Below are 26,062 nucleotides of genomic sequence, written 5' to 3' on the forward strand. Positions count from 1 at the left end.
TATATTACATACATAATTAACCCTTTACTTTTAAAGGTCTAATTTCAATTTTACTAGGTAAAGTCCGTGGATTCATTTTTAAAATATCCAGTACCAACTGACCAATATCTTCTGGTTGTATTTTCCAGGCATCTTTTTCTGACGGTTCGTTTCCATTAAAATGAGTAGAAACGGAGCCAGGCATTATCGTTGAAACTTTAATATTATATTTTCTTAAATCCAGCATCGCTGCTTGCGTAAAGCCAACTGCGCCAAATTTTGAAGCATTATAACCAGAACCATTTTCAAAAAAATTAGTTCCTGCTAAACTGGAAATAGTGATAAAATATCCTTCTGTTTTTTTCAATTGTTCAACCGATGCTTTCAAAGTATGGAAAATTCCGGTGAGATTAGTATCAATCATTGAAGACCAATCTTCTAATGAAAGTTCATCAACAGGTTTGAAAACACCGAGTCCCGCATTGGCGATAACATAATCGATTTTTCCAAATTTCTTGGTAATTTCGGCAACTGCATTTTTCTCGTCTTCAAAGTTTTTCACATCAGAGCCGATCCCAAAAACGGGTGCTTCCATCGTAGATAATTGGTTCGCAACTTCAACTGCATCTTCTTTATTACGTCCAGAAATAACAACAGTGATTCCATGATTATGGAGTACTTGTGCGATTCCTAAGCCGATACCTTTCGTTCCACCAGTAATATAAGCTACTTTATTTTTCATTACTTTTTATTTGTATAAAGATAAAAAAAACGTCCCAATTATGGGACGCTCTTCTAATTTTCTTAAAAAAAGAAATTATTCTTTGATAAATTTCTGAGACTGAGCTCCTTTTTCAGTTTCAAATTTAATGATGTAAATACCTTTTGCAAGATTTCTAACATCAACCTTATTATCAACCACTTGTAAAGAATTAGCTTTTCTTCCAGATGCATCGAAAATCTGTACTGATTTTACTTTTTCACTGAAGTTCAAGAAATCCTTTGTAGGGTTTGGATAAACTGATAGCTTTACATTCGACGATTCACTTACAGCCATGGCTGGTCTATCAACTGAGAATGTGTCTACTCCAATGATATCGGAGTTATTCCCTGATGGCCCTCCACTTGTTACAAAATATCTAAACGCAAACTTCACAGGAATTGCAGTAGTACCAACACCGGTAACAGTAAATGAATATTTGGTCCAAGTTTTTGGATATACAAATCCACCAAGTAGATCGGGATTAACTGTAACGCCAAGATTTGTAAAACTTCCTAAACCACTCGAACCGCCTGAAGGAACCACAGTTGTTGCAGCAGTACTGTAACGCATTTCCAAACGGTCAGCATAATCTGTCGCGCCGTCTGTTCCTTTTCTAGTGTAAAAACTAACGATATCACCATCTTGTACATTTACCGCAGGCGTAATTAACCAGTTACTGATTGTTCCTGCCCCAGATGTACTTGTATAATTAACTATTGCAAATGTATTAGACGTCCCGTCTTGCCCCTTTGGAAGAGCAGGTGGAGTACTTCCGAAAATTGCAGTAGAAGCTGTAGTATAAGCAGCTTTTGACCACAATGTAGCTGTTGCCGGCGAACTTTGGTTTGTCATTGTCCAGTCCACATTGAAAGCTACGTCAAATCCATAATTATACACATTAGTTTGTGCATTTGAAAATGTTAATCCTAAAAAGGAAACAAAAAGTAAAAGTTTTTTCATATTGAATAATTTTATATTTACTCAAAGCTAAGGAAAAAAAATATTAAAATACATATAATTTAAAGATTAATATTCTTTTAACTTATAACAAGCAACAAAAATCTAAATTTAAGCACTATAATTAAACAATTATAGCGTTTTAATAAAAATTAAAAAATTAAAACACCTAGTTAAAAACAAACACCACACCACCAACGTTACTCTTACCCCGACTCCAATCCTTTTTATTTATTGGCTGAAAAGGAAGTAATTTCAAAAAAAACTTGAACTTGCAAAATAATTCTTTAACTAAAATAAAAAAGCACCTAAAAAAGGTGCTCTTATAATTTAGATTAGATAATTAATCTTTTAAAATTTTCTGAACATAAACGTTTCCGTCATTTGCTTTTACTTTAAGAATATAAGTACCTTTTCTGAAGTTCGATACATTTACATCTTTAATTGATTTAGCATTTACAGTGTTTACTTTTCTACCAGTCATATCATATAATTCAACAGATTCAACCTGAAGATTATTTGCCATTTTAAAGTTTAAAACATCTTTTACAGGATTTGGGAAAACCTGAAGATCTTTAGAGTTGATAATTTCTGTAACTCCTAAGTTATTTACACCAGTAACAGTCATTACCCATTTTGCATCTGCAAAACCAGCTAGAGCACCTGTTCCTGTTGCAACTGGATTAGCAATTCCACAAGCAATTGATTTTAAATAAGAAGGTTTTGTTTGAGCCGCAGGATTTGCACCCATATAAAAAGTAGTACCAGTTTCCGATCCATCGTGAAAAACTTCAACTACGAATTTAGATCCTGCAGGAATTACTTGAGTTAAACCATCAAGTGTGCTTACCATCTTTAAGTCATCGTCACCCATTACTACAGGGATCGGAGCTGTATTTAATAACGTTTTAGTTCCACCTGGATAAGTACCCACTAAACTGTAAAGATTAAGGGTAACATCAAAGTCACCTCCATTTACACTTTCAACACCGATTGCTACATTGGTAATTTTGTAATCGTAATTGATCGCATAATCTGCAAGTGTAAATGCTCTTGAATAATAATTGTCTGAAGTATATCCTTCTGCTTGATTACCACATGCAACAGAAGCCCCTGAGGTAACTGTATTTGGAACTGAATTCTGGGTGATTACTTGAGAAGTTGCGGTTGCAGAAAGTGCTGCAATTGCTAAAATAGTAAATGTTCTTTTCATAATATATTTATTTAAATTAAATTCAAATATATGAAAAAAATTGAAAAGATGAAATTTTCAACAACAAAAAAGCTATTTCTTTTAGAAAATGACTTTAAAATTGATTTTATCTTGTGAATTCCTAAATACTTTAACTTTGCTTATAAAAGTCAAATCTCTTTCTATGAGCACATCGCCTCACATCCCATCCAAAAAAAATATACTTCCATCGTCGATAATTGGCAGGCACTTTCAATTACATTTTCTTTATTAAATTCCAGAAATACTTTTAACAAAAATAAAAAAGCACCTTAAAAAAAGGTGCTTTCTATCTATTTTGTGTAATTCTCAAAGAATAATGGAATACTTTCAATTCCCTTATAGAAATTAAATAATCCATAATGTTCATTAGGAGAGTGAATCGCATCGGAATCTAATCCAAAGCCCATCAAGACTGATTTTGCCTCCAAGACCTGTTCGAACATCGCCGTGATTGGGATACTTCCTCCACTTCTGTACGGAAGCACTTCTTTTCCAAATGCAGTTTCCATAGCCGTTTTAGCAGCTAAAAACTCTTTCGTATCGCTTGGTAAAACGTAAGGCATTCCCCCGTGGTGTGGAGTTACTTTAACTTTCACGTTTGCTGGTGCAATTTTTTCAAAGTACTTCGTGAATTTTTCTGTAATTTCATCCGGAGTTTGATAAGGAACCAATCTCATAGAAATTTTCGCAAATGCTTTTGACGGAATAACTGTTTTCGCACCTTCACCAATATAGCCGCCCCAAATTCCGTTGCAGTCTAAAGTCGGACGAATCGATGTTCTCTCTAAAGTTGTATATCCTTTCTCACCCTCTACTCCACTTAGACCAATTGATTTTTTGAAGTGTTCTGGATCATCTTTTAATTTATTCATATCAGTTCTTTCTTCCGTTGAAACCGTTTCTACATTATCGTAGAATCCATCAATGGTGATATGTCCGTTTTCATCAATTAGATTAGCAATCATTCTTGACAAAACGTGAATTGGGTTTGGAACTGCACCTCCGTATAAACCAGAATGCAAATCTCTGTTTGGTCCTTCAACTTCAACTTCTACATAACTAAGACCTCTTAAACCAGTAGTTACAGTCGGTTGTTCGTTAGAGTAAATATGAGTGTCTGAAATTAAAATAACGTCACACGCTAATTTTTCTTTATTTTCATTAACGAAATCTTCCAGACTTTTTGAACCTACCTCTTCTTCTCCTTCAAAAATAAATTTAACATTACAAGGCAAAGTATTTGTTTTCATCATCGCTTCAAAAGCTTTGATATGCATAAAGAATTGACCTTTATCATCTGCAGAACCTCTGGCGAAAATTGCACCTTCTGGGTGAATTTCAGTTTTCTCGATATATGGTTCGAAAGGTGGTTTTGTCCATAATTCCAATGGATCTGGTGGTTGAACATCGTAATGTCCGTAAACTAAAACCGTTGGTAAATTTTTATCTAAGAATTTCTGACCAAAAACAATAGGATATCCCTTCGTTTCGCAAACTTCTACATCATCAGCACCGGCATCTTTCAAGAATTTTGCCACTTCATCCGCACATTTCAATACTTCATCTTTGTAAGCAGGATCAGCACTGATAGAAGCAATTTTTAACAATTCAAAAAGTTCATCAACATAACGTTGTTTATTTTCCTGAATGTAATTTAAGGTTTCTTTCATTTTATTTTAATTAAAATTATTTAACATCGAACTTGGTAAAAATAAAAAAAATGTCTCGCCGAAGCAAGACATTTACGAATATGTTTTAAAATACTTATTTCTTTTCGGTAGAAGAAGGTGCAACTACTGCACTGTCTTTCTTAACTGCTACTGCTGGCTGAGCAGTAACTTTAGCACTGTCCGAAGACATCATTACGCCAGCTTTGCCAGCTTGTGCTGCTTCAACTGTAGCTGAACTTTCATCCTTCATCACATCGTCGCTGTATCTTTCAACACCACTTTCTCTTTTCAAAACACCTTTGTTTGAACCCGCTTGAATTTTTTGACAACTCATTGCTAAACCTGCGATTGCTACGGCTAAAATAATTTTTTTCATATCTACTTTATGATGATTAAGAATCCTTCTATTTTTGAATGCCCCAAAAGTAAGAAATATTAATATTTTCCACAAGGCTTTCCCTAAATTCTAAACAGTTCTTAAAATAATTTTATTTTTCTGGGTTTGAGTAAAGATTAAATAGTCTTTTCCTCCATCTAAAATTTTATATTTCTTCTTGATTTCGTCCGGAGTTAAAGGATGGTTTTTAGAAATAATATTAAATTGGCTTCCTTTCTTAATTTGTTTTGAATCAATGACTTCTACGTGTAAAATTCTACCGGGAAAACTTTCTACAAATTCATCGGTAGTATAAAAATGTGTATTGGGATGAAGCTTTTTTAAACCAAATTTTTCTGAAATGCTATTAAATCCACCAGATTTTAAAACCGCATTATTGGGAATATATAAATACTGAAGTGGTTCTGAAAATTCTGAAACTGCCAATTTCTCCTCCTTATATTTAAAGGAAAACGTATTTTCCTCACTTTCAAGATTGATACAAGAAATGATAGTTTGGTCTTTCTTTTGAGTTGAGTTAATTAAAACCAACAATTCTTTTACTTCATTTCTAACTGCAATAATTTGAATTTCAACGACATTCTTTAAAGCTGAAATTAAATAAGAAATATCAATCAATGGAGAAAGTTTAATGATAATCTGATCGGAAATTTTCAGTAAATCGTTTTGGATTTCTAAAAGATTCGGTGATAAATCTTCCAGTAAAAACTTCTTATTTTTATGTTCATCTCTTCTGGCTGGATCGAGATAAATCAAATCAAATTTTTCGTGATTTTGATTCAATAAATTTTCTAAATTCTCATTAATGAAATTCGCTTTTTTATCTAAAATTTTCCAGTTATGTCTTACAATTTCTAAGAGTTCAGAATTCTGCTCTACTAAAGTAACTTCTTCAAAATTTTGACTTAAAAAATAAGCATCGATTCCAAACCCGGAAGTTAAATCAATAAAACTTCTTCCTTTTAAATTTTTAGCCTTGAATTCTGCAGTTGCTTGAGAAGATGCCTGCTCTAAATTTAGGTTTGGTGGAAATACAATTCCGTCTTTTAATAAATACGGAAACTTCTTTTGAGCAACTTTTTTCCCTCTAATCTGCTGCACCATTTCCTGCATCGAAACTTCTGGGAAACGCGATTTCTTCAATAACAAAGAATGCAAATCCGTTTTTAGATTTGCATTGATGTATTCTTGAACTTCTGAATCTAATATTTTAATTTCCACTTATTTAATTTAAAAATAAATGCCACGAATGCACGAATTAATTTTGGATGAAATAATGCCATGAATAAATGAATTTCCTAGTTAAATTATAAAACTCGTGGATTCGTGGCAGATTATAAAACAATCCTTTTATAATTTAATTTTTCTTCACCGAAATTTATAACTAATGCCAACTTATTTTCAGAAACTTTTAGATAATTGATCGCTTGCGCTAAATCAACATCTGCAATTTCTTTCTTGCCTTTAATTTCTAAAATAATTTTATCGAAAACAATAAAATCGGCATAAAACAAATGTGGTAAAATAGTTCCTTTATATTCAATTTCATATTTCTTTTCTCTTTCAAAACGAATTCCAGCATTTCCAAATTCAATTTGCAAGGCATCCTTATACACAATTTCAGAAAAGCCAAAACCTAAATAATTATGGATTTCCATGCAAATTCCAATAATTTCATATGATTCTTCTTTATAGATAATTGCCATAAAAACACATTTTAAACTTATAACTAATTACATTTTTATTCATTTAAAGATTCGTGCATTCGTGGCAAAAAACTACTCAAACATTTCAGCTAAACGAACTGCTTTAATTTCATTTACAGAATATAATTCTTCAACAGATTTGGTCTTCTCTAATTTCGGATAAAGATTGACACCGATGATTTTAACTTTTCCTTCTTCAACCCAATTTTGTTCCTTGATGGCTTGATTGTAGATTTTTTGTTGAATCCAGCCTTTCTTTAAAAGTTCGCAATAACCACCTTCAGCTTCCATTTCTAAAAATAGTTGCCAGGACTTCTCTGCGAATTGTTGCGTTAAATCTTCAATATAATAAGATCCATTTCCAGCATCATCAAAAACATTAATGATACTTTCGTAGGCTAAAACGATTTGCTGTTTAAATGAAATTTCTTCGGAAACAGAATCTGAGTTTTCGATTTTATAATCGTTGGTGAAAACGGCGTCTGCACCGCCAATCATCGCCGCTGAAAGTTCTAATGTTGAACGAATCAGATTATTTTCAGCATCATTTTTTGCTTTATTTCTGAAAGATGTTTCTGCAAAAATATAAGGTATTTGATCTAAACCAAATTCTTTTGAAAACTCATTAAAGATTAATTTAAGTGCTCTAACTTTAGCAATTTCAAAGAAATAATTTCCACCAACTGCTATTTTAAAAATAATCTTATTTAAAATTTCTGAGCCGAAAACTTCGCTCATTTCTTTTGTTTTTGCCAAAGCGATTGCTAATTGCTGAACAATTGCTGCACCTGCATTTTGATGCAAAGAAATATCAACACAAATATTTCTTTCAAAATTTTTCGCCAAAAGTTCTTTTGCTAACTGTTGGTTTAATTCTCCCTTTTTATCTTCTGAAAAAACATCGATTAAAGAAAAATAACGGTTGCTTTCGTCCAGAGAAATGTGTTCTGCTAAATCTTTATCGTTGACGAAAATCACTTTCTCTTGAAGATCTTCAACATTGTTATTTAAAAGAAAAGCAAAGACATTTTCTTCGGCACTTTCGTGATAAAGAGAAACAAGATGTGTAGATTCTTCTACTTTCGGAAGATTACTTAAAGGTTTCGAAACAGAATCGTAATAAGGTTTAACTACAATTCCTTCGAGGTTTTCTTTAGATAAAATCTCGAAGATATTTTCTGTTTTCAATTGTTTCTGAACAACAGATTCCCAGTCTTGAAGTGAAGTTTTTTTAAACATAATTTTCATGGCGCCACTAATCGGCTTTTATCTGATGAATTAATTCTTAACCGCTTTCGTACTATCCACCACCAAAATAAAAATTTCTTCGTTCGGTTTTTTCATGAAGTAATTTTCACGGGCGTACTTTTCTTTCTCCGCTTTATTGTTCATTAATTTCTTGTAGAAATCATCGTTTTTTTGATACTCAGCCTGGTAATAAGCCAATTGATCCTCGTACTTTGTTACTTCACCATTCAACTCATTAATAACTAAAAAAGAAGTACTGTCAAAGAAAATCATCCACATTAAAAAAAGAAAAATAGTCACGAAATATTTATTCACAAAATATTTTTGAATGAATTTTAACTTCGGTGATTTGGGTTTAATTTCTTTAATTAGATCTTCCATTTTAGTGAGCGTTTTTCAAAGTATTATTAATTACTGTCGAAAGAAAGTCAATCGCAACGGTATTTTGCTTCATATTCGGAACAATTAAATCTGCCTCATTTTTCGATGGTTCGATAAATTCCTGATGCATCGGTTTCAAAGTCGTTTGGTAGCGGTGTAAAACCTCCTGCAAATCGCGACCACGTTCTTGTGTATCACGTCTAATTCTACGAATCAACCTTTCATCTGAATCGGCATGAACAAAAACTTTTAAATCATATTCTTTCAACAATTCAGAATTAGTCAATACCAGAATTCCTTCTACAATCAAAACATTTCTAGGATCAATTGAAACATGATCTCCCGTTCTGGAGTGCGTTACAAAAGAATACAAAGGTTGCTCAATCGTTTCGCCATTTTTCAAGGCTTTTACATGTTTAATAAGAAGATCAAAATCGATGGATTTTGGATGATCATAATTCAAAACCTCTCTTTCTGACAAGGTAAGATTCGGATTATCATGATAGTAATTATCCTGAGAGAGCACATTAACGCCTTCTATATTGAGTTGCTGAAGAATTTTATTGACAACAGTGGTTTTTCCTGATCCGGTTCCTCCTGCAATTCCGATTACGAGCATAAATTATATTTTTACAAATATAAGATTTTGTGGTAAATTCTTGAGTAAACCTACCACTTAATTGTCACTATAAAAAATTACACTTTTCTTTCAATATTTAAAACGTAATAAATTACGGCAACTACGCGTGCTAAAAACTCTCGGGATTGATTTCTATAAAAACTTTTATTAGCGAGAACATCCTGAGCATCAAATCCGAGCGCATTCATTCCGCTATTTCTGGCATAAAACAAAGCACGTAAATTGTGGAAACCCTGGGAAACAATGATCACATCTTTTTGATGGTAAACATCCAGGCAGTTTTTAATGCTGGCTTGGGTTTTAAAACCTTTTGGATCTTCAATAATGATATTTTCGGGAACGCCTTCCTGATAAATAAGGTAATCTTTCATGGCCGCCGGTTCATCATAACCCTTACTTTTTTCGCCACTCACAATGATTTTTTTGATTTTCCCATGATGGTATAAAAGCGCCGTGGCATCCATTCTAGCCGTAAAATAAGGATTCGAAATTCCGGATCTCATTTTGGGTGAAGTTCCTAAAACAAGTGCTGCTTCTCTGGGCGGAATTTTAGAAATCTTGGTGTACGTTTTTCCGTTGGTTACGGCAAATACCCAGATATTAGCCAAAATCATAAGTAGAATCCCGATTTCAACGAGATTAAAAAATGATTTCAAATAATCTAATATCTTTTTCAAAACGGTTATATTAAATCAAAGTTAACTTTAATATTTTTACTTAAAACTACTGACATACAAGCCAATATTTTTCCAGAGGCTTCTTCTTTTTCGGTCAAATATTCATTTTCCAAAAGCTCAACTTCGCCTTCTTCTAAAATACATTCGCAACTTCCACAAATTCCGGATTTACAGGAATAAGGAACCGGGAATTTTTGAATCAATAATTGCTGCAACAATCGCATTTTATTATTGTTCAAAGTAGTTTTATATTCTTTATTAAAAAGTTTAAAATCTACCTCAATATTTTCCATTAAAGGAAACTCTTTTTCAATAGGAAAAATATCTTCATTAAATTCCTCAAACAATTCAAAGTGAATATTTTTCTTCGGAATTCCGTGTTTATAACAAGCGTTGGCAATCGATTTTATCATTTCACCTTTGCCACAAATCAAAACTTCATCAACAGCGTCCCAGATTGTACTCTCTTCATCAGTATCATCTAATTGTAAAATTTGATTGATGATTAAAGCCACTTTCTTGGCGTTTAACCTTCCTTCAAAAAGACCATTTCCCAATTTTTCCTGAGAGTAAAAATAATGAATTTCTAATCGATCTGGGTATTGATTCACCAATTCATCCAATTCATTTTTAAAGGCAACTTGCCGTTTATTTTTATTTCCGTAAAAAAGAAAAAGACGTGTTCTGGGTTCGGTGTGTAAGATATTTTTGAAATGACTTAAAATTGGTGTAATCCCAATTCCGCCTGCAAAACCAACAATTGTACGAAACTCATGTGGTTTAGAAATTAACGTAAATCTTCCTCTCGGTTCAGAAACTTGTACATCATCTCCAACTTCTAAATTGTTAAATAAAGAATTTGCGAAACTTTCTTCGCTGCTGATTTTAATTCCTAAAGTGATTTTTCCTTCGTGCGGCGCCGAAGTCATTGAGAAATCTTTCTGTACCAAATTTCCATCGCTTAAGAATTGAAGCGTAACATATTGCCCTGCTTCAAAATGATATTGGGATGATAAATTCAGCGGAATTTCGAATTCGAGCGCAAAGGTAGTTTTGGTCAGTTCTTGCTTTTTCGCTAATTTTAGCGGGTGAAATTCTATTTGTCTTGCTTTAGGTAAGAGATTTTCCATAGTTATTAAGAATTCAAAAATAATAAAAATAAAATGAAAAAATTGATTTTTGGTGTAGTGTTATTGACTGCACTTTCAGCTTGTAACAAAGAAGCAAAAGTAACTGAAACCAATGAGTCAAAAACGACAGATTCTATTGGTACAGGTGAATCAGCAGTTGCTACAGAAGCTGTCATTCCTTTTAAGCACGTTGAAGTAAGTCAGCAGGAAGCTTCAAAACTTCTCGGTAAAAAAGATAATGACACCTTATATGTGACCAATTTCTTTGCAACTTGGTGCGGACCGTGCATGAAAGAAATTCCTCATTTTAAAGAAAAAATGGTAGAATTAAAATCGCAACCGGTTAAATTTACCTTCGTTAGTTTAGATGAAAAAGGAGATTGGGACACGAAAGTGAAGAAGTTTTCTGAAGAACAAGGTCTTTCACAAAATGTAGTTTTATTAGATGGATCCTCATTAACTCCAGAATTTTTCCCAGCAAATTTCAAACAATGGGACGGCGGTTCGATTCCTTTTACTTTTATGAGAAAAGGCGATAAAACTGACGAAACTGTAGGAATGATGAGCATGGAAGCGTTAACAGAAAAGATAAATTCTTTTAAATAATCCAACTAAAGGTCACAAAAGTTACTGTAAAACTAGAGTTGAAAAGTATTTTTGAAAGTATAGATTTTTAATCTAAAAAAAGCTTTCAAAATCACTTTTGATCTCTAATAAAAAAACACAACTTTTGTGACTTTTTTGTATATCTAAAATGTCGAAAAACTTTAAAATCACCGGAATATTCATTCTCATCGGAATTATCATTTCGATCATAATCAATTTGAATATTGGTTTTATGGATTTAAATTTTTCAGATTTCTTTTCGTCCAGTTCTGAAAATTCTCAGATTGCACAACTTCGTATCAATCGAATATTGGTTATGATGTTGGCGGGAATTTCAATTCCAACTTCAGGATTTTTATTACAGGAATATTTTCAGAATCCTTTGGCTGGTCCTTCTGTTTTAGGAATTACTTCTGTGGCGAGTTTGAGTGTCGCTTTCTATATTTTCTTTTCTCAAGATTTTATTCTACCAGAATTTTTACAAAATAGTTTTTTAAGTTTCTCTGCCATTGGTGGAAGTTTATTATTAATGGTTGTTCTACTGGCTTTTTCAGGACGATTTCAAGACAAATCATTTTTAATTATTTTCGGATTTTTAATTTCTGCTTTAGCCGGCGCTCTCGTTTCTATCTTGCAGTTCTATGCAGAAAATCAAAGTTTAAAAAATTACATTCTTTGGAGTTTCGGTGCAAATAATCAGGTTTCGAAGAATCAAATCATCGTTTTAAGTATTTTCGTTTTCATTGGTTTAATCTTGAGTTTCAAAACCATCAAACCTTTAATTGGAAATTCCTTAGGAACAGCTTATGCTCAAAGTTTAGGCGTTAATCTGAAACACTTAAAGTATTTTGTGATCATTTCATCATCGCTTTTATCAGCTTCTGTAACGGCTTTTTTAGGTCCTATTTTATTTATCGGAATTGTAGTTCCGCATTTTTGCAGAATGCTTTTTAATCCAGCAAAACTTTGGCAACAATGGATTTTAAATATGTTATTAGGAATTTTAATCATGGAATTTTTCTCGATTATATCAGAATCTACGCAGTTTCCTTTGAATGTGATTACGTCGTTGTTTGGAATACCGGTAATACTAACTATGATGTTAAGAGGTAGAAAAGCTTGATACTTTTTTTAACGTAAAGTATTTTTAACTTTAAAAGAATGATAAATAGAAAAACATTGCGACTTTGCGTTAATAAACAATTTAATAAAAAACCTTTTCAGTTTAATTAAAAGAAATGTTTCTAGAATTAAAAAACACAACAATTGGTTATAAAACTCCTTTAATTAAAGAAGTTAATACTGGCTTGGCTTTAGGTGAAATCTGCCTTTTAATCGGAAACAACGGCGTAGGAAAAACGACTTTAATTAAAAGCATTCTTAATCAAATCGAATTATTAGATGGCGAAGTCTTATTAAATGGAACGGAGACTAAAACCCTTTCATCAAAAGAAATGGCAGAACAAATTGCCGTAGTTTTTTCAAAGTCGCAAATTCCAGCCAATTATACCTTACGCGATTTAATTTCTTTCGGAAAATACATTCATTATCCTTATTATTTTGAACTGAAAGAATCTGACCAACAAGAAGTTGAAGAAATTATTGAAAGTCTTAATCTAACACAATACCGGGATTTCCAGTTGAGTCAACTTTCAGATGGTAATCTTCAGAAAGCTTTTATCGGCAGAGCTTTAGCACAAAATTCACCAATGATTATTTTAGATGAACCAACAACTCATTTAGATGAAGAGAACAAAATCATCATTCTCAAATTGCTTCGAAACTTAGCGAAAACACAAAATAAACTCATCTTATTTTCTTCGCACGACTGGAGATTAGCAAAAGAGTTTGCCGACAAAATATGGCTCATCAGCAATGAAAAACTTCACGCTGGAATAACTGAAGAGATTCTTTTAAACCATAACGAATTACTCAATCCAAGCATTTTTAATTTTAACGAAGGATTTGTGCCGCCACAAATTTTCGCCCCAGAATTACACAAAGAAATGCTCTACTCTTTTCTACAAAAAAACTTCAAAACCAACCTCTCAGAATTTAAATTTACGTTTAAAGAACCTTTTTGGGAGATTTCAAACCCTCCTATTCAACAAAAATATGATTCTTTTGAAGAAATTGCTAAATTCCTTCAAAACCTTCATTAAATCCTTATTCATTCAACGTTTTCAAAAGTACTATGCATGCATAGTATTATGCTTTTCATACCTTTTAACTGTTTGATTGCTAGTTATTAACAAAATTTTAACAATTTAAATATACTATGCATGCATAATATTATTTATATTTGAATAACCACATTATCTCAATATTATGAACAAAACGAACAATGAAAAAGTAGAGAACGTCGATCTGATTCTAAAATCGACCTGGCTTGCTGTTTCGAAAATGTATTCGGAACTGGCGCAAGACCATGACGCGACAGCCGTTCAAGCTTTGACTCTTTTAAAGATTGATCCGAAAGAAGGAACACGAAGCACGAATCTGGGACCAAAAATGGCCATTGAACCGACATCTTTAACCAGAATAATTAAACTTCTGGAAGACAACGGCTACATCTACAAAGAAAAAACCACCAACGACAAAAGAGAAGTCATCATCAAACTTACTGACAAAGGTCTGAACAGCAGAAACTTATCAAAAGAAGTCGTGGTGAATTTCAACAAAAAGGTGATTGAGAAAATCCCTGCTGAAAAAATGGAAATTTTCAAAGAAGTCATGACCGACATTTTGAAAATTGCAAACGAATTAAATAACAAAAAATAAATATCAATGAAACGACGAATTAAACACGTAACGGTTCTCGGTTCAGGAATTATGGGTTCCGGTATCGCAGCGCACTTTGCCAACATCGGCGTACAAGTGCTTTTATTAGATATCGTTCCTTTTGAACTGACAGAAGCTGAACAGAAAAAAGGTCTGACCAAAGAAGATAAAGTGGTTCGAAACAGAATCGCTGCCGAAAACTTTGTGAAATTACAGAAATCAAGTCCGGCACTTTTATATACTCCGAAATTTGCTGAGAGAATAACCGTTGGAAACTTCGATGATGATTTAGAAAAAATCAAAAAAACCGATTGGATTATTGAGGTTGTAGTTGAAAGACTCGACATTAAAAAATCGGTTTACGAAAAGATAGAACAGTTTAGAAAACCTGGGACTTTAGTTTCATCAAACACTTCCGGAATTCCCATTCATTTCTTGATTGAAGGAAGAAGCGATGATTTCAAAAAATATTTCGCAGGAACGCATTTCTTTAATCCAGTAAGATATTTACCGCTTTTGGAAATTATTCCGACGCCGGAAACTGATCCTGAAATCGTTAAATTCTACATGGAATATGGAGCAAAATTCTTAGGAAAAGCAACGGTAGAAGCGAAAGATACTCCCGCATTTATTGCGAACAGAATCGGAGTTTTCTCCATGATGAATTTGCTTCATGAAGTTCAAAATCTTGGATTAAATGTTTCTGACATTGATAAATTAACCGGTCCGGTAATCGGTCGTCCGAAATCTGCAACATTCAGAACTGCTGATGTTGTTGGATTGGATACTTTGGTCATGGTTGCGAACGGAGTAAGTCAAAGTGGTGCTGAAGCCAACGACTTCAATGATGTTTTCAAACTTCCGAAATACATCCAAACCATGGTTGATAACAAATGGCTGGGTTCAAAAACGGAGCAAGGTTTTTATAAGAAAGTGAAAAATGCCGAAGGTAAATCAGAAATTCAAGGTTTGAATTTGGATACCATGGAATACGAACTTCAAGGTAAATCAGACTTCCCTACTCTGGAATTAACGAAATCTATCGATAAACCAATTGACCGTTTTAAAGTTCTTATCGGTGGAAAAGATAAAGCCGGAGAATTGTATAGAAAATCTTTCGGAGCTTTATTCGCTTACGTTTCTCATAAAGTTCCGGAAATATCTGATGAACTGTACAAAATCGATGATGCAATGCGTGCTGGTTTTGGTTGGGAAAATGGACCGTTTGAAATTTGGGATGCAGTTGGAGTTCAAAAAGGAATTGAATTGGCAAAAGACGCCGGTTATGAAGTTTCTGATTGGGTGAAAAACGTAGCGACTTTCTATAAAGTGAATGATGAAGGTCAAAGTATTTACTTCGACAAAAACTCTGGAAATTATAATAATATTCCGGGTCAGGAATCTTTTATCATTCTTGATAATATTAGAAAAAATAAAACCCTTTGGAGTAATTCAGGATCCTCAATTCAGGATTTGGGCGATGGAATTATCAACTTTGAAATCCACTCTAAAATGAACTCTTTGGGTGGTGAAGTTTTAGATGGTTTGAACAGAGCCATCGACTTAGCTGAAAAAGAGTACGACGGTTTAGTAATAGGAAATCAAGGAGCGAATTTCTCTGTCGGAGCTAATTTAGCCATGATTTTAATGATGGCCATCGATCAGGATTGGGATGATTTAAATATGGCAATTGCCTATTTCCAAAAATCAATGATGCGCGTTCGTTACTCTTCAATTCCTGTCGTAGTTGCTCCACACGGAATGACTTTAGGTGGTGGTTGCGAAATGACGATGCATGCTGATCGCGTTGTTGCTGCAGCGGAAACGTATATCGGTTTGGTAGAAACTGGTGTCGGTGTAATTCCTGGCGGCGGTGGAACGAAAGAAATGGCCTTGAGAGTTTCCCGCGAATTCCATTCTGATGATGTGAAGAACAACAGACTTCGTGATATGTTCATGAATATCGCAATGGGGAAAGTGGCAACTTCTGCTTACGAAGCGTACGATATGGGAATTTTAGAAAACCATAAAGACATCGTGGTGGTGAATAAAAACCGTCAGATTAAAACTGCAAAAATGCTTGCTTTAAGTCTAGCAGAACATGGTTACACGCAACCGATTGAACAAAAAGTAAAAGTTTTAGGACGTGATGCTTTAGGAATGTTCTTAGTCGGAACCGATCAAATGTTAACCGGAAAATATATTTCTGAACACGATAAGTTGATTGCGGACAAATTAGCGAACGTTCTAGTCGGAGGAAATCTTTCTGAACCAACAATTGTTACAGAGCAGTATTTATTGAATCTGGAAAGAGAAACTTTCTTACAATTGTGTGGAGAGAGAAAAACTTTAGAAAGAATTCAGTTCATGTTGACAAAAGGGAAACCTCTTCGTAATTAGACTTGAGACGGACAGACTTGAGACTAAAAGACTTTCAACTTCAGAATTAAAAATAAAATGTAAATCTTAAATAAACTTATTTATCATGCATAATATTAAAAAATTAAAAATCTGGAATGATTCAATTGATTTGTGTGTTGATGTTTATCAAGCATTGGCAAATATGCCAAATGATGAAAAATATGGACTTTCATCACAGATCAAAAGATCAGCGGTTTCAATTCCTTCCAACATTGCTGAAGGTGCAGGAAGAGATACAAATCCACAATTTTCTCATTTTTTAAATATTGCATATGGGTCTTCTTATGAACTTCAAACACAATTAATTATTTCTGAAAGGTTAAATTTTATTTCATCTGAAGTTAATGAAGCTTTGTTGGTGAAGTTAAATGAAGTTCAAAAAATGGTTTATGTTTTTAAAGAAAATATTAATAAATAATTTAAACGACAAGAGTCTCAAATCTCTTGTCTAAAAATCTCTAATCTAAAATGAAACAAGCATATATAATTAAAGGGTTCAGAACGGCCGTCGGAAAGGCTCCCAAAGGTTCACTTCGCTTCACGCGTCCCGACGTCATGGCAGCAACCGTTATCGAAAAGTTAATGGCTGCAGTGCCGCAGTTAGATAAAAACAGAATCGACGATTTAATCGTTGGTAACGCAATGCCGGAAGCAGAACAAGGTTTAAACGTTGCGCGTTTAATTTCATTAATGGGATTGAAAACAGATCAAGTTCCAGGTGTTACGGTGAACAGATATTGCGCTTCTGGAAGCGAAGCGATTGCTATTGCTTCGGCGAAAATTCAGGCAGGAATGGCTGATTGTATCATTGCAGGTGGAACAGAATCAATGTCTTACATTCCAATGGGCGGTTACAAACCAGTTCCGGAAAGTGATATGGCAAAATCCAATCCTGACTATTATTGGGGAATGGGTTATACCGCAGAAGAAGTCGCGAAACAATTCAATATCACTCGTGAAGAGCAAGATGCATTTTCTTTCGATTCTCATAACAAAGCTTTAAAAGCTAATGAAACAGGAAGATTCAAAGATCAGATTGTTCCGATTCCAGTTGAGTATAATTATCTGGATGAGAACCAAAAAATGCAAACCAAGAAATATGAATTTGCCGTGGATGAAGGTCCAAGAAAAAGTACAAGTTTAGAAGGTTTGGCAAAATTACGTCCAGTCTTTGCAAATGGTGGAAGTGTAACTGCAGGAAACTCTTCTCAAATGAGTGACGGTGCAGCTTTCGTTATTGTAATGTCGGAAGAAATGGTAAAGGAATTAGGATTGGAACCGGAAGCAAGATTAGTTGCTTACGCAGCTGCCGGTTTAGAGCCGAGAATTATGGGAATGGGTCCATTATACGCTGTTCCAAAAGCATTGAAGCAAGCAGGTTTAGAATTAAAAGACATCGATTTAATTGAACTGAATGAAGCTTTTGCTTCTCAATCGGTTGCTTTGAAAAAAGAATTGAATCTTAATCCAGATATTTTAAATGTCAATGGAGGCGCCATCGCACTCGGACATCCACTTGGATGTACCGGAACAAAATTAACTGTTCAACTTCTTGATGAAATGCGCAAACGCGGAAACATGAAATACGGAATGGTAACGATGTGCGTAGGAACTGGACAGGGAGCGGCTTCAATCTTCGAACTTTTGTAAAATTTTCGACTTTAAAATCCTTACAAATGTTAACAAATGCATCATTAATTTCTGAAATTAAAAACATTATTTCCCAATCAAGAGATAATGCGGTTCGTTCGGTAGATTATCAGCGGACACTGATGTATTGGCATATTGGACAAAGAATTTTTGAGGAAGAGCAAAATGGAGAAGAACGCGCAGAATACGGAACTTATCTCATTAAATATCTTTCAGAGCAACTTCAACCAGAATTTGGCAGTGGATTTTCTTACAGACAACTGAATTGGTATCGCCAATTTTACAAGACATTTCCAATTATGTCCGCACTGCGGACACAATTGAACTGGACTCAGTATAAACTACTTACATCAATTGATGATGCACATAAGAGAGAATATTACATCGCTGAATCTGTGAAAAACAATTGGTCTGCAAGACAATTAGAACGACAGATTAACAGCAGTTTGTATGAGCGATTATTAATGAGCAACGACAAAGAAAGTGTTTTAGCAATTGCAAAAGGGGAACTCATTCCAAATGATGCTTCACAGATTATCAAAGATCCTATGGTTTTAGAATTTCTGGGATTAAAAAGAGAATCGGCTTATTATGAAAAAGATTTAGAAGAGTCGATCATTACGCATTTACAGGATTTTCTGTTAGAATTAGGAAACGGTTTTTCATTTGTTGCAAGGCAAAAAAGAATTCATTTAGATGGAGATGATTTTTTTATCGATTTGGTTTTTTATAATCGGTTAATGCAATGTTTTGTCATTTTCGAAATCAAAACTCATAAGCTTACTCATGAAGATTTGGAACAATTACAAATGTATGTTAATTACTACGATCGCATGGAAAAGCTGGAATATGAAAACAAAACCATCGGAATTTTATTATGTGCGGACAAAAATAATTCTTTGGTGAAATTTACTTTACCCGAAGAAAACAAAAGCATTTTGGCAAGTAAATATCAATTGTATTTACCTACAGAAAGTCAAATTTTAGAGGCACTTAAAACCGAATTTGATGAATTTAAAAAAGATCAAAAATAAAAATTTACAAGTACAATCAATAAGCAAAAGTACTTTTCAATAAAAAAAAACAATAAAATGAGCGATACAACAAAAACAACACTAAAAGGCGGTGAATTCATCATCAAAGATATTCCTGCAGCAGAATTGTACAGTCTTGAAGAACTGACAGAAGAACAAATAATGCTTCGTGATTCTCTTCATGAATTCATGGAAAGAGAAGTTATTCCAAACAGAGAGAGATTTGAACAGAAAGATTACGCTTTGACTCAGGAAACCATGCGTAAACTAGGAGAACTGGGAACTTTAGGAATTGCAGTTCCAGAAGAATACGGCGGTCTTGGAATGGGATTCGTGAGTACAATGTTAGCATGTGATGTCGTTTCTGGTGGAAATGGATCATTGGCAACTGCTTACGGAGCGCACACTGGAATTGGAACGCTTCCTATCCTATTGTACGGAACTGAAGAGCAAAAACAAAAATACCTTCCGGCTTTAGCGACGGGTGAAAAATTCGGTGCATACTGTTTGACAGAACCAGATGCAGGTTCCGATGCCAACTCTGGAAAAACGAGAGCAGTATTAACGGAAGATGGTAAACATTACATCATCAACGGACAGAAAATGTGGATCTCGAATGCTGGATTTGCAGAGACTTTTACCCTTTTTGCAAGAATTGGAGATGATAAAAACATTACCGGATTCGTGATCAACCGTTCAGAACTGGAAGATCCAAACAGCATGACCATGGGCGAAGAAGAACACAAATTAGGAATTCGCTCCTCTTCTACCCGTCAGGTTTTCTTTAATGATATGAAAATTCCCGTGGAGAATCTTTTAGGAGAAAGAAACAACGGTTTCAAAATCGCCTTGAACGCTTTGAACGCTGGCCGTATTAAACTGGCAGCAGCAAACGTAGACGGACAAAGAAGAATTACAGGTCTTGCCATTAAATATGCCAACGAAAGAAAACAGTTCGGCGTTGCAATTTCTACTTTTGGAGCAATCCGTAAGAAAATTGCAGAAATGTCAACAGGGATTTTCGTTTCAGAATCTGGAGCGTACAGAGCAGCGAAAAATGTAGAAGATAAAATCGAAGAATTGGTTGCTGGTGGAATGTCTCACGAAAACGCAGAAATGAATGCTTTGGCAGAATATGCGGTTGAATGTTCTATTCTTAAAGTTTATGTTTCAGATCTAACCCAACATATCGCTGACGAAGGAATTCAGATTTACGGTGGAATGGGATTCTCGGAAGATGCCCCAATGGAAGCAGCCTGGAGAGATTCCAGAATCGGTAGAATCTACGAAGGAACCAATGAAATCAACAGACTACTTGCGGTAGGAATGTTGATCAAGAAAACAATGAAAGGCGAACTTGATTTGTTGAAACCAGCCATGGCGATCGGAAAAGAACTGATGGGAATTCCCTCTTTTGAAGTTCCTGATTATTCAGAATACATGTCTGAAGAAAGAGCAATTCTTCACAACTTGAAGAAAGTATTCTTAATGGTTGCCGGAGCAGCGCTTCAGAAATACATGATGGACATCGAAAAACAGCAGCACTTATTATTAAATGCGTCTGAAATTCTGAACCAAATCTATATGGCAGAATCTGCAGTTTTAAGAGCAGAGAAACATTTCGATACCGATTCTGTGCAAGCAGCAATGGCAAGATTAAATCTTTACAAAGCCGTGGAAGCAATTACCACCGCAGCGAAAGAAGGAATCGTATCCTTTGCAGAAGGCGACGAACAGCGCATGATGCTTTCTGGATTACGCAGATTTACAAAATATACCAATATGCCAAATGTAGTTGCATTAACTGAAAAGGTTGCAGCCCATTTCGTGGAAAAAGGATCTTACTAGAAATAGTTTGATATGTGGTTTGAACGCTCTGAGAAATCGGGGCGTTCTTTTTTTATATTAAGCACGGATTGCAAATCCGCGCTATCGGTGACTTTAAAAGTAGTGTTTTTTGAAGTTCTGTCATATTTTGTATTAGTGAAATTTGTTTAAATATGTTATATTTGAGAAAACTATATTGATGAAAATAATTGAATATAGAATCAGAAATTACGAAGCCGTAGAAGACACTGTAGAACACAGCCGATTTTCGGAACTTATGTAAACTTTTAGAAGTAGTTTTTACCTAAAGCTTTTGTGACTTTTGTGGTTAAATTTTTTTGTGTTGAATTCAAACAGTCTCTTAAAGATTTTACATTAAATTCACTTTAGTATTTTCTTTTTTATAATGAATCAATTTCATTTAAAACAGAATTGTTAGTTTAGAAAAATAGCATCAAAAAAAAAGCCGTCTCAAATTTTATATTGAGACGGCTTTTTTATATATTATTGTTAAACTATGGAGGTAATGCTCAGTTCTTCATTGCGAGTTATTTAAATCCAACTTTAGATAAGAAAAAAAGTAATACTATTAGGAAACCAATGAGCAATCATTGGTTTTTTTTGTTTTAAAAAATTATCAACCGATATTTGAAAAGAAATCCAATCACGAAGTCCTCAATAAGAAGCACCAAAACTTTCGCTCCTTACAAATCCCGTCCCGCTGTCCGCTATATCCCGCTGCGCGGGGATGCCGCTCCCATCGGGCTATGACTTCAGGCATTTCTTCTTACGACCGAAAAATCAATATAATTTCATTAATACAAAAAAGCACTTTATATTTTAAAAGCCTTTGCATATAGAGATTCATAGAATAATAAATGGTAGTTTTTTATTTCCCTATTATCAAAATAATCTTCAAGTTTTATTCTTGATTTTTTGGCTCTCAGATTTAAAAACCATGCTCAACGTAAGGAAATGAAAAATACAGTGTTAAGTAAACTCAAAATAAAAACACACTCCCAGATTAAATTAGAAACCCAAGATACATTCTCTACACTTATTTACTTGAAAAACTATGAAGTAGATTTAATTATCCCTTTCTATACCAATGAAATACAATCGAGCCAAAAAAAGGCATTAATAGACATATAAAAAGCCACATTAATTTTCTGGGCATTGAATAAGGACTTTTCACAATTTCTATAATGCTAAAAATCAGGACTGCAATAAATAGAATTATAAAGACGGTATAATAAATTTGAGTGCTCATCGTGCTTTTCGTCTTCTCTTTTTTTATTCAAAAACAGCAGGATTGAGAAGCACTTTTTAATCCGACTATTTTTTGATTATTTTTTCAAAGTCTTTTATTTTCTCTTATTAGTAATACTCAAAATTAGAGTTTTTTTGTTAATATTTTATTGTACTTATCGAGGGATTTTTTGCTTTAATCATAGGTTTTCAGATTTTGAAGAACCTTTACAAGATTTCAAAATTTTATAATGTCAATTCTTAACTGATAAAATAGAAATGTACACTTAAACATTACACCAATCTTTTCGTAAATCTATTATTTTAAAAATTCTCAACTTTACAAAAAAACAAATACTTCTATAACTAGAACAATTAATTTCGTAACACCGACGGGTTGTATTTCATTAAATTTGTATTTATCAGACGACTTGATATTCACAAAAATTTTAACCAATAAAATATAAAATCATGTGGAAAGAAACCGATGGGAAATTGCAGCAGACTTTTAAGTTCAAAGATTTTTCCGAAGCATTTGCCTTTATGACCAGAGTTGCCTTGGTTGCCGAAAGCCAACAACATCACCCCGACTGGTCCAACGAATACAACAAAGTAAAGATCACCTTGTGCACCCATGACGCAGGTGACATTATCACCGAAAAAGATCATCAACTCGCCAAAGCAATTGATAAAATAATGGGGTAAATTTTAAGATATCTGGATTAAAATTCTTAATTATTTCTAAGAAGTACCTGACTATTCTAGGAATAAAATAACCAACTCTCCGCTTCATTTATTTTATTATTCCTAAATATTACAAATTAAAATTATCAAATCAATAGCAATATTATAAATATAATCTATTTTACACATTCCTAAATAAACTTGGCTTCATTTATAGAACATCGTAACTTCGTCATAGTTTTCTAGAAAAAAATCAACCAAGTTTAAAAAAATAAAGAAATTATTTTTAAATGTGACCTAGTGTTTCATTTAAATTTAAATAAAATCATCTATTAACTTAAACAATGAAACAATGAAAACGTTAAAAAACCTAGCTTTATCTGGAACGATGCTTCTATCAGCATTGTTATTTACCACCAAAGTTTCTGCACAGGAACACAAAACACCTCAGCTTACAGATCCAGAAATCGCCTCTGTAGCCGTAACCGCAAACCAAGTCGATATCGGATATGCTGAAATAGCATTGAAAAAATCGGTCAACAAAGACGTTAAAAACTTTGCTACAACGATGAAAAAAGACCACACCGCTGTCATTAAAATGGCTGTGGATCTTGTCACAAAATTGAAAGTCACTCCAAAAACGAATGCAGTTTCAAAATCTTTATTAGCAGCCGCCACTAAAGAAAAAGCAGTCTTAAATGCTAAAAAAGGAAGAGCTTTTGATAAAGCATATGTTGACAATGAAGTAGCCTATCACGAATCAGTCATTAAAACAGTGGAAGATATGCTTATTCCACAAGCTAAAAATGCGGAACTGAAAGCTTTACTTGAAAAAGCATTGCCTATTTTTAAAACTCATCTTGAGCATGCAAAAATGATTCAGAAAGAATTTAAATAATAAACAATGATTTCGTTAAAGAATTTTTTCAGAATAGGATTCTCACTATTTGCAATGGTTTGCTTATTAAATATAACCAGTTGTAATTCGGGATCCAAAGACACCATGCCTGCAGAAAATGACAATTCCAGTGCAACGACAAGCAGTCCAGATGTTACTGTTGCTACACCACCAGTTGATACTGCAATGACAGCAAAAACCGGTGCGACTGCAGCAACTCCGAGTACTAATCCAAACGCTGAAACTCATGTTGTGACCATAGAAAACATGAAATATAATCCAGCAACGATTACTGTGAAAAAAGGAGATCAAGTAACGTTCAACAACAAAGACATTGTGGAACATAATGCAACAGAAGTAAATAAAGCCTGGGCTTCTCCAATGTTACAGCCAGGGCAATCCTGGACTTTTACTCCCGAGAAAACTTCAGATTATTATTGCACTATTCACTTAGTAATGAAGGGGAAAATTATTGTAAAATAAGATTTTATTTATTTTATATAAAATAATATAACTGGACGAATCTGAACGGATTAGCTCGACGAAAAACAATTCTAGAGTTTAGTTTATAGTACTTTTAAATCCAAATATTACACGTTTTAGAAACTATAAACACAAAAATATCAAAACTCTAAAGAATCTCATAATTTCTGAAATTTTTAAATTTACACTTCTCAGATTTTATTAAAGAAACCAACTTGTAACCAGGTTGGTTTTTAATTTTATTAATGCTAATCCTATTATTTATTTTAATAATTTTCAACGTAATTAAATAAGTTAAATAAGGCAACTTTTATAAATCCGCCGTTTACAATACTTTTCCCAAAATATAAACTTTGTTAAAAATTGGGCTAAGGATTTAAATCATAGTATTTTCGCCGAAATGAAAAAGTTTTTTCCATCATCAGGGGTTTTCAAAACGTTGAGTTTTCTGATACTGATTGTAGTATTAGTTCTCACACCTTGTGGAATAAAACAATCTGTTAAACAGATTTTCAACATTGAAAATCTTACTTCAAATAGCGCTAAATCTGGTTCTTCCTGTCAATATGTTCAATTCACGGCTTTACAAAAATCGCAACAAGTTGCCGTAAAAAAGGAAGATAATCAATACGCAGTTCTAAAATTTACTGATCAGATTTTAATTTCAACATCAGTGAAAACTGGTTTTCGAAAAGCCAGATCTGTTCCTCTTTACATCCTCTATCAGCAATTACGCTCCTCTTTAGTTTAATATTTTTTTTATCGATGATTTTACATTCTAGCTCAGAATGTCAATTTTTAATGCACATAAAACAAATATTTATGAATACTAAAACAAAAGAAACAATGAAAAGAGTTCTCAATATCGGCTTTATCGGCTTAATTCTATCCATACTATTTGTACCCAATGTAAAGGCAACAATGCAACAAGGTTTAATGAAACTGGGATTTTTTAATCCAAAATTAGACGAATCTACACTCTCAGCAAATTCTCAAAACTCAAATCCAGAAACCGCTGAACCAGCAAATTACACCATGAATCTTATCGATGAAAAAGGAAATAAAGTTTCTTTGGAAGATCTGAAAGGCAAAGTAGTATTTATTAATTTCTGGGCAACCTGGTGTGGACCATGCATCGCAGAAATGCCTTCCATCCAAAAGCTTCATGATAAATTTAAAGACAATAAAGACATCGTTTTTGTAATTTTAGAAGCAGAAGGAAATAAAACTAAAGCCACAAAATTCATGGAAAATAGAAAATTGAATTTACCTCTTTATTATCCTGCCGGAGATTTTCCTGCCGAATTTTTCCGCGGGAGTTTGCCTACAACCGTAATTTTGGATAAACAGGGAAATATCGCTCATATCACAGAAGGTATGTCAGATTATTCCGGGCAAGACATTGTGGATTTCCTAAATAATGTAATTGCAATGGAACCATAGTTGCATTTAAAATTAAAAAAAAATCCAAGTTTATTAGAGCTTGGATTTTTTTTTAGTTTCAGAAAGAAATCGAGAACGACTAAAAAACAATCGTCATTACTATCATTTTCATTCACAAAGACTTATCTAAAAAATTTAAACAAAAGATTACCATTTAATTTTGAAAAAACCGGGTTGGGAATAAAATATTGTCCTTAACTTTAAT

At 33.5% G+C, this 26,062-nt stretch carries 27 protein-coding genes; 14 read left to right on the plus strand and 13 right to left on the minus strand.

What is annotated here, in order from left to right:
• Nucleotides 1–16: 16 nt before the first annotated feature.
• The 12 genes from Q73A0000_RS04540 to Q73A0000_RS04595 all read right to left on the minus strand — a co-directional run bounded on the left by Q73A0000_RS04540 (nt 17) and on the right by Q73A0000_RS04595 (nt 10,782).
• On the minus strand, nt 17–721 hold the full coding sequence (locus Q73A0000_RS04540) for an SDR family oxidoreductase (RefSeq protein ID WP_193812896.1): 705 nt from the start codon (nt 719–721) through the stop codon (nt 17–19).
• A gap of 75 nt (nt 722–796) precedes the next feature.
• Nucleotides 797–1,702 (minus strand): T9SS-dependent choice-of-anchor J family protein, encoded by a 906-nt coding sequence (locus Q73A0000_RS04545; protein ID WP_193812897.1) that lies wholly within the window; start codon nt 1,700–1,702, stop codon nt 797–799.
• A 340-nt stretch (nt 1,703–2,042) separates the two neighbouring features.
• A complete protein-coding gene (locus Q73A0000_RS04550) occupies nt 2,043–2,912 on the minus strand; it encodes a T9SS type A sorting domain-containing protein (RefSeq protein WP_193812898.1) in 870 nt (289 codons plus the stop codon).
• 311 nt (nt 2,913–3,223) lie between these two features.
• Nucleotides 3,224–4,603 (minus strand): dipeptidase, encoded by a 1,380-nt coding sequence (locus tag Q73A0000_RS04555; protein ID WP_193812899.1) that lies wholly within the window; start codon nt 4,601–4,603, stop codon nt 3,224–3,226.
• 94 nt (nt 4,604–4,697) lie between these two features.
• Entirely contained in the window at nt 4,698–4,979 is a 282-nt protein-coding gene (locus tag Q73A0000_RS04560; protein ID WP_193812900.1) for a hypothetical protein, read from the minus strand.
• A 90-nt stretch (nt 4,980–5,069) separates the two neighbouring features.
• Nucleotides 5,070–6,221: a class I SAM-dependent methyltransferase gene (locus Q73A0000_RS04565; protein ID WP_193812901.1), complete on the minus strand. Its 1,152-nt coding sequence runs from the start codon at nt 6,219–6,221 to the stop codon at nt 5,070–5,072.
• A 113-nt stretch (nt 6,222–6,334) separates the two neighbouring features.
• Nucleotides 6,335–6,706 (minus strand): GxxExxY protein, encoded by a 372-nt coding sequence (locus Q73A0000_RS04570; protein WP_193812902.1) that lies wholly within the window; start codon nt 6,704–6,706, stop codon nt 6,335–6,337.
• A 72-nt stretch (nt 6,707–6,778) separates the two neighbouring features.
• Entirely contained in the window at nt 6,779–7,945 is a 1,167-nt protein-coding gene (locus Q73A0000_RS04575) for a methylmalonyl-CoA mutase family protein (RefSeq protein ID WP_193812903.1), read from the minus strand.
• 39 nt (nt 7,946–7,984) lie between these two features.
• Entirely contained in the window at nt 7,985–8,335 is a 351-nt protein-coding gene (locus tag Q73A0000_RS04580; protein ID WP_193812904.1) for an FtsB family cell division protein, read from the minus strand.
• Between the two features lies 1 nt (nt 8,336).
• Nucleotides 8,337–8,954 (minus strand): uridine kinase, encoded by a 618-nt coding sequence (gene udk, locus Q73A0000_RS04585; protein ID WP_193812905.1) that lies wholly within the window; start codon nt 8,952–8,954, stop codon nt 8,337–8,339.
• Nucleotides 8,955–9,031: 77 nt separating this feature from the next.
• On the minus strand, nt 9,032–9,589 hold the full coding sequence (locus tag Q73A0000_RS04590; RefSeq protein ID WP_193813649.1) for a vancomycin high temperature exclusion protein: 558 nt from the start codon (nt 9,587–9,589) through the stop codon (nt 9,032–9,034).
• 68 nt (nt 9,590–9,657) lie between these two features.
• Nucleotides 9,658–10,782 (minus strand): ferredoxin--NADP reductase, encoded by a 1,125-nt coding sequence (locus tag Q73A0000_RS04595; RefSeq protein WP_193812906.1) that lies wholly within the window; start codon nt 10,780–10,782, stop codon nt 9,658–9,660.
• A 33-nt stretch (nt 10,783–10,815) separates the two neighbouring features.
• Between Q73A0000_RS04595 and Q73A0000_RS04600 the strand changes: the two genes are divergently transcribed.
• From Q73A0000_RS04600 to Q73A0000_RS04640, 9 genes are all read left to right on the plus strand, one after another.
• Nucleotides 10,816–11,388 carry a TlpA family protein disulfide reductase gene (locus Q73A0000_RS04600; protein WP_193812907.1) on the plus strand — a complete coding sequence of 191 codons (573 nt, stop codon included), beginning with the start codon at nt 10,816–10,818 and terminating at the stop codon, nt 11,386–11,388.
• A gap of 148 nt (nt 11,389–11,536) precedes the next feature.
• Entirely contained in the window at nt 11,537–12,511 is a 975-nt protein-coding gene (locus tag Q73A0000_RS04605) for an iron ABC transporter permease (RefSeq protein WP_193812908.1), read from the plus strand.
• 115 nt (nt 12,512–12,626) lie between these two features.
• Nucleotides 12,627–13,550, plus strand: a complete 924-nt coding sequence (locus Q73A0000_RS04610) for an ABC transporter ATP-binding protein (protein WP_193812909.1) — start codon at nt 12,627–12,629, stop codon at nt 13,548–13,550.
• 166 nt (nt 13,551–13,716) lie between these two features.
• Nucleotides 13,717–14,169, plus strand: a complete 453-nt coding sequence (locus Q73A0000_RS04615) for a MarR family winged helix-turn-helix transcriptional regulator (protein ID WP_125022779.1) — start codon at nt 13,717–13,719, stop codon at nt 14,167–14,169.
• Nucleotides 14,170–14,175: 6 nt separating this feature from the next.
• Entirely contained in the window at nt 14,176–16,569 is a 2,394-nt protein-coding gene (locus Q73A0000_RS04620; protein WP_193812910.1) for a 3-hydroxyacyl-CoA dehydrogenase/enoyl-CoA hydratase family protein, read from the plus strand.
• A gap of 85 nt (nt 16,570–16,654) precedes the next feature.
• Entirely contained in the window at nt 16,655–17,008 is a 354-nt protein-coding gene (locus Q73A0000_RS04625; protein WP_193812911.1) for a four helix bundle protein, read from the plus strand.
• A gap of 50 nt (nt 17,009–17,058) precedes the next feature.
• Nucleotides 17,059–18,240, plus strand: coding sequence for a thiolase family protein (locus Q73A0000_RS04630; RefSeq protein ID WP_193812912.1), 1,182 nt, complete (start codon nt 17,059–17,061; stop codon nt 18,238–18,240).
• Nucleotides 18,241–18,266: 26 nt separating this feature from the next.
• Complete coding sequence (locus Q73A0000_RS04635) at nt 18,267–19,274, plus strand: YhcG family protein (RefSeq protein WP_193812913.1); 1,008 nt, start codon at nt 18,267–18,269, stop codon at nt 19,272–19,274.
• A gap of 57 nt (nt 19,275–19,331) precedes the next feature.
• Nucleotides 19,332–21,122, plus strand: coding sequence for an acyl-CoA dehydrogenase family protein (locus Q73A0000_RS04640; protein ID WP_193812914.1), 1,791 nt, complete (start codon nt 19,332–19,334; stop codon nt 21,120–21,122).
• 1,069 nt (nt 21,123–22,191) lie between these two features.
• Here Q73A0000_RS04640 and Q73A0000_RS17165 read toward each other — a convergent pair.
• Entirely contained in the window at nt 22,192–22,371 is a 180-nt protein-coding gene (locus Q73A0000_RS17165) for a PLDc N-terminal domain-containing protein (RefSeq protein WP_193812915.1), read from the minus strand.
• A gap of 449 nt (nt 22,372–22,820) precedes the next feature.
• Here Q73A0000_RS17165 and Q73A0000_RS04650 point away from each other — a divergent pair, with 449 nt between their 5' ends.
• The 5 genes from Q73A0000_RS04650 (at nt 22,821) to Q73A0000_RS04670 (ending at nt 25,857) form a co-directional block, all read left to right on the plus strand.
• Nucleotides 22,821–23,054 carry a 4a-hydroxytetrahydrobiopterin dehydratase gene (locus Q73A0000_RS04650; RefSeq protein ID WP_193812916.1) on the plus strand — a complete coding sequence of 78 codons (234 nt, stop codon included), beginning with the start codon at nt 22,821–22,823 and terminating at the stop codon, nt 23,052–23,054.
• 331 nt (nt 23,055–23,385) lie between these two features.
• Nucleotides 23,386–23,931 carry a DUF4142 domain-containing protein gene (locus tag Q73A0000_RS04655; protein ID WP_193812917.1) on the plus strand — a complete coding sequence of 182 codons (546 nt, stop codon included), beginning with the start codon at nt 23,386–23,388 and terminating at the stop codon, nt 23,929–23,931.
• 6 nt (nt 23,932–23,937) lie between these two features.
• On the plus strand, nt 23,938–24,414 hold the full coding sequence (locus Q73A0000_RS16915) for a cupredoxin family copper-binding protein (protein ID WP_244140803.1): 477 nt from the start codon (nt 23,938–23,940) through the stop codon (nt 24,412–24,414).
• Nucleotides 24,415–24,814: 400 nt separating this feature from the next.
• On the plus strand, nt 24,815–25,165 hold the full coding sequence (locus Q73A0000_RS04665) for a hypothetical protein (protein WP_193812918.1): 351 nt from the start codon (nt 24,815–24,817) through the stop codon (nt 25,163–25,165).
• 71 nt (nt 25,166–25,236) lie between these two features.
• Nucleotides 25,237–25,857, plus strand: a complete 621-nt coding sequence (locus Q73A0000_RS04670; protein WP_244140804.1) for a TlpA family protein disulfide reductase — start codon at nt 25,237–25,239, stop codon at nt 25,855–25,857.
• Nucleotides 25,858–26,062: the final 205 nt, after the last annotated feature.

This window comes from Kaistella flava (ex Peng et al. 2021) (assembly GCF_015191005.1).
Taxonomy (GTDB): Bacteria; Bacteroidota; Bacteroidia; order Flavobacteriales; family Weeksellaceae; genus Kaistella; species Kaistella flava.

Excerpts from the sequence above, each read along its gene's own strand:
- Q73A0000_RS04540 (WP_193812896.1), bottom strand. The coding sequence starts at position 721 with ATGAAAAATAAAGTAGCTTATATTACTGGTGGAACGAAAGGTATCGGC.
- Q73A0000_RS04545 (WP_193812897.1), bottom strand. The coding sequence starts at position 1,702 with ATGAAAAAACTTTTACTTTTTGTTTCCTTTTTAGGATTAACATTTTCA.
- Q73A0000_RS04550 (WP_193812898.1), bottom strand. The coding sequence starts at position 2,912 with ATGAAAAGAACATTTACTATTTTAGCAATTGCAGCACTTTCTGCAACC.
- Q73A0000_RS04555 (WP_193812899.1), bottom strand. The coding sequence starts at position 4,603 with ATGAAAGAAACCTTAAATTACATTCAGGAAAATAAACAACGTTATGTT.
- Q73A0000_RS04560 (WP_193812900.1), bottom strand. The coding sequence starts at position 4,979 with ATGAAAAAAATTATTTTAGCCGTAGCAATCGCAGGTTTAGCAATGAGT.
- Q73A0000_RS04570 (WP_193812902.1), bottom strand. The coding sequence starts at position 6,706 with ATGGCAATTATCTATAAAGAAGAATCATATGAAATTATTGGAATTTGC.
- Q73A0000_RS04575 (WP_193812903.1), bottom strand. The coding sequence starts at position 7,945 with ATGTTTAAAAAAACTTCACTTCAAGACTGGGAATCTGTTGTTCAGAAA.
- Q73A0000_RS04580 (WP_193812904.1), bottom strand. The coding sequence starts at position 8,335 with ATGGAAGATCTAATTAAAGAAATTAAACCCAAATCACCGAAGTTAAAA.
- udk (WP_193812905.1), bottom strand. The coding sequence starts at position 8,954 with ATGCTCGTAATCGGAATTGCAGGAGGAACCGGATCAGGAAAAACCACT.
- Q73A0000_RS04590 (WP_193813649.1), bottom strand. The coding sequence starts at position 9,589 with ATGATTTTGGCTAATATCTGGGTATTTGCCGTAACCAACGGAAAAACG.
- Q73A0000_RS04595 (WP_193812906.1), bottom strand. The coding sequence starts at position 10,782 with ATGGAAAATCTCTTACCTAAAGCAAGACAAATAGAATTTCACCCGCTA.
- Q73A0000_RS04600 (WP_193812907.1), top strand. The coding sequence starts at position 10,816 with ATGAAAAAATTGATTTTTGGTGTAGTGTTATTGACTGCACTTTCAGCT.
- Q73A0000_RS04605 (WP_193812908.1), top strand. The coding sequence starts at position 11,537 with ATGTCGAAAAACTTTAAAATCACCGGAATATTCATTCTCATCGGAATT.
- Q73A0000_RS04610 (WP_193812909.1), top strand. The coding sequence starts at position 12,627 with ATGTTTCTAGAATTAAAAAACACAACAATTGGTTATAAAACTCCTTTA.
- Q73A0000_RS04615 (WP_125022779.1), top strand. The coding sequence starts at position 13,717 with ATGAACAAAACGAACAATGAAAAAGTAGAGAACGTCGATCTGATTCTA.
- Q73A0000_RS04620 (WP_193812910.1), top strand. The coding sequence starts at position 14,176 with ATGAAACGACGAATTAAACACGTAACGGTTCTCGGTTCAGGAATTATG.
- Q73A0000_RS04625 (WP_193812911.1), top strand. The coding sequence starts at position 16,655 with ATGCATAATATTAAAAAATTAAAAATCTGGAATGATTCAATTGATTTG.
- Q73A0000_RS04630 (WP_193812912.1), top strand. The coding sequence starts at position 17,059 with ATGAAACAAGCATATATAATTAAAGGGTTCAGAACGGCCGTCGGAAAG.
- Q73A0000_RS04635 (WP_193812913.1), top strand. The coding sequence starts at position 18,267 with ATGTTAACAAATGCATCATTAATTTCTGAAATTAAAAACATTATTTCC.
- Q73A0000_RS04640 (WP_193812914.1), top strand. The coding sequence starts at position 19,332 with ATGAGCGATACAACAAAAACAACACTAAAAGGCGGTGAATTCATCATC.
- Q73A0000_RS17165 (WP_193812915.1), bottom strand. The coding sequence starts at position 22,371 with ATGAGCACTCAAATTTATTATACCGTCTTTATAATTCTATTTATTGCA.
- Q73A0000_RS04650 (WP_193812916.1), top strand. The coding sequence starts at position 22,821 with ATGTGGAAAGAAACCGATGGGAAATTGCAGCAGACTTTTAAGTTCAAA.
- Q73A0000_RS04655 (WP_193812917.1), top strand. The coding sequence starts at position 23,386 with ATGAAAACGTTAAAAAACCTAGCTTTATCTGGAACGATGCTTCTATCA.
- Q73A0000_RS16915 (WP_244140803.1), top strand. The coding sequence starts at position 23,938 with ATGATTTCGTTAAAGAATTTTTTCAGAATAGGATTCTCACTATTTGCA.
- Q73A0000_RS04665 (WP_193812918.1), top strand. The coding sequence starts at position 24,815 with ATGAAAAAGTTTTTTCCATCATCAGGGGTTTTCAAAACGTTGAGTTTT.
- Q73A0000_RS04670 (WP_244140804.1), top strand. The coding sequence starts at position 25,237 with ATGAATACTAAAACAAAAGAAACAATGAAAAGAGTTCTCAATATCGGC.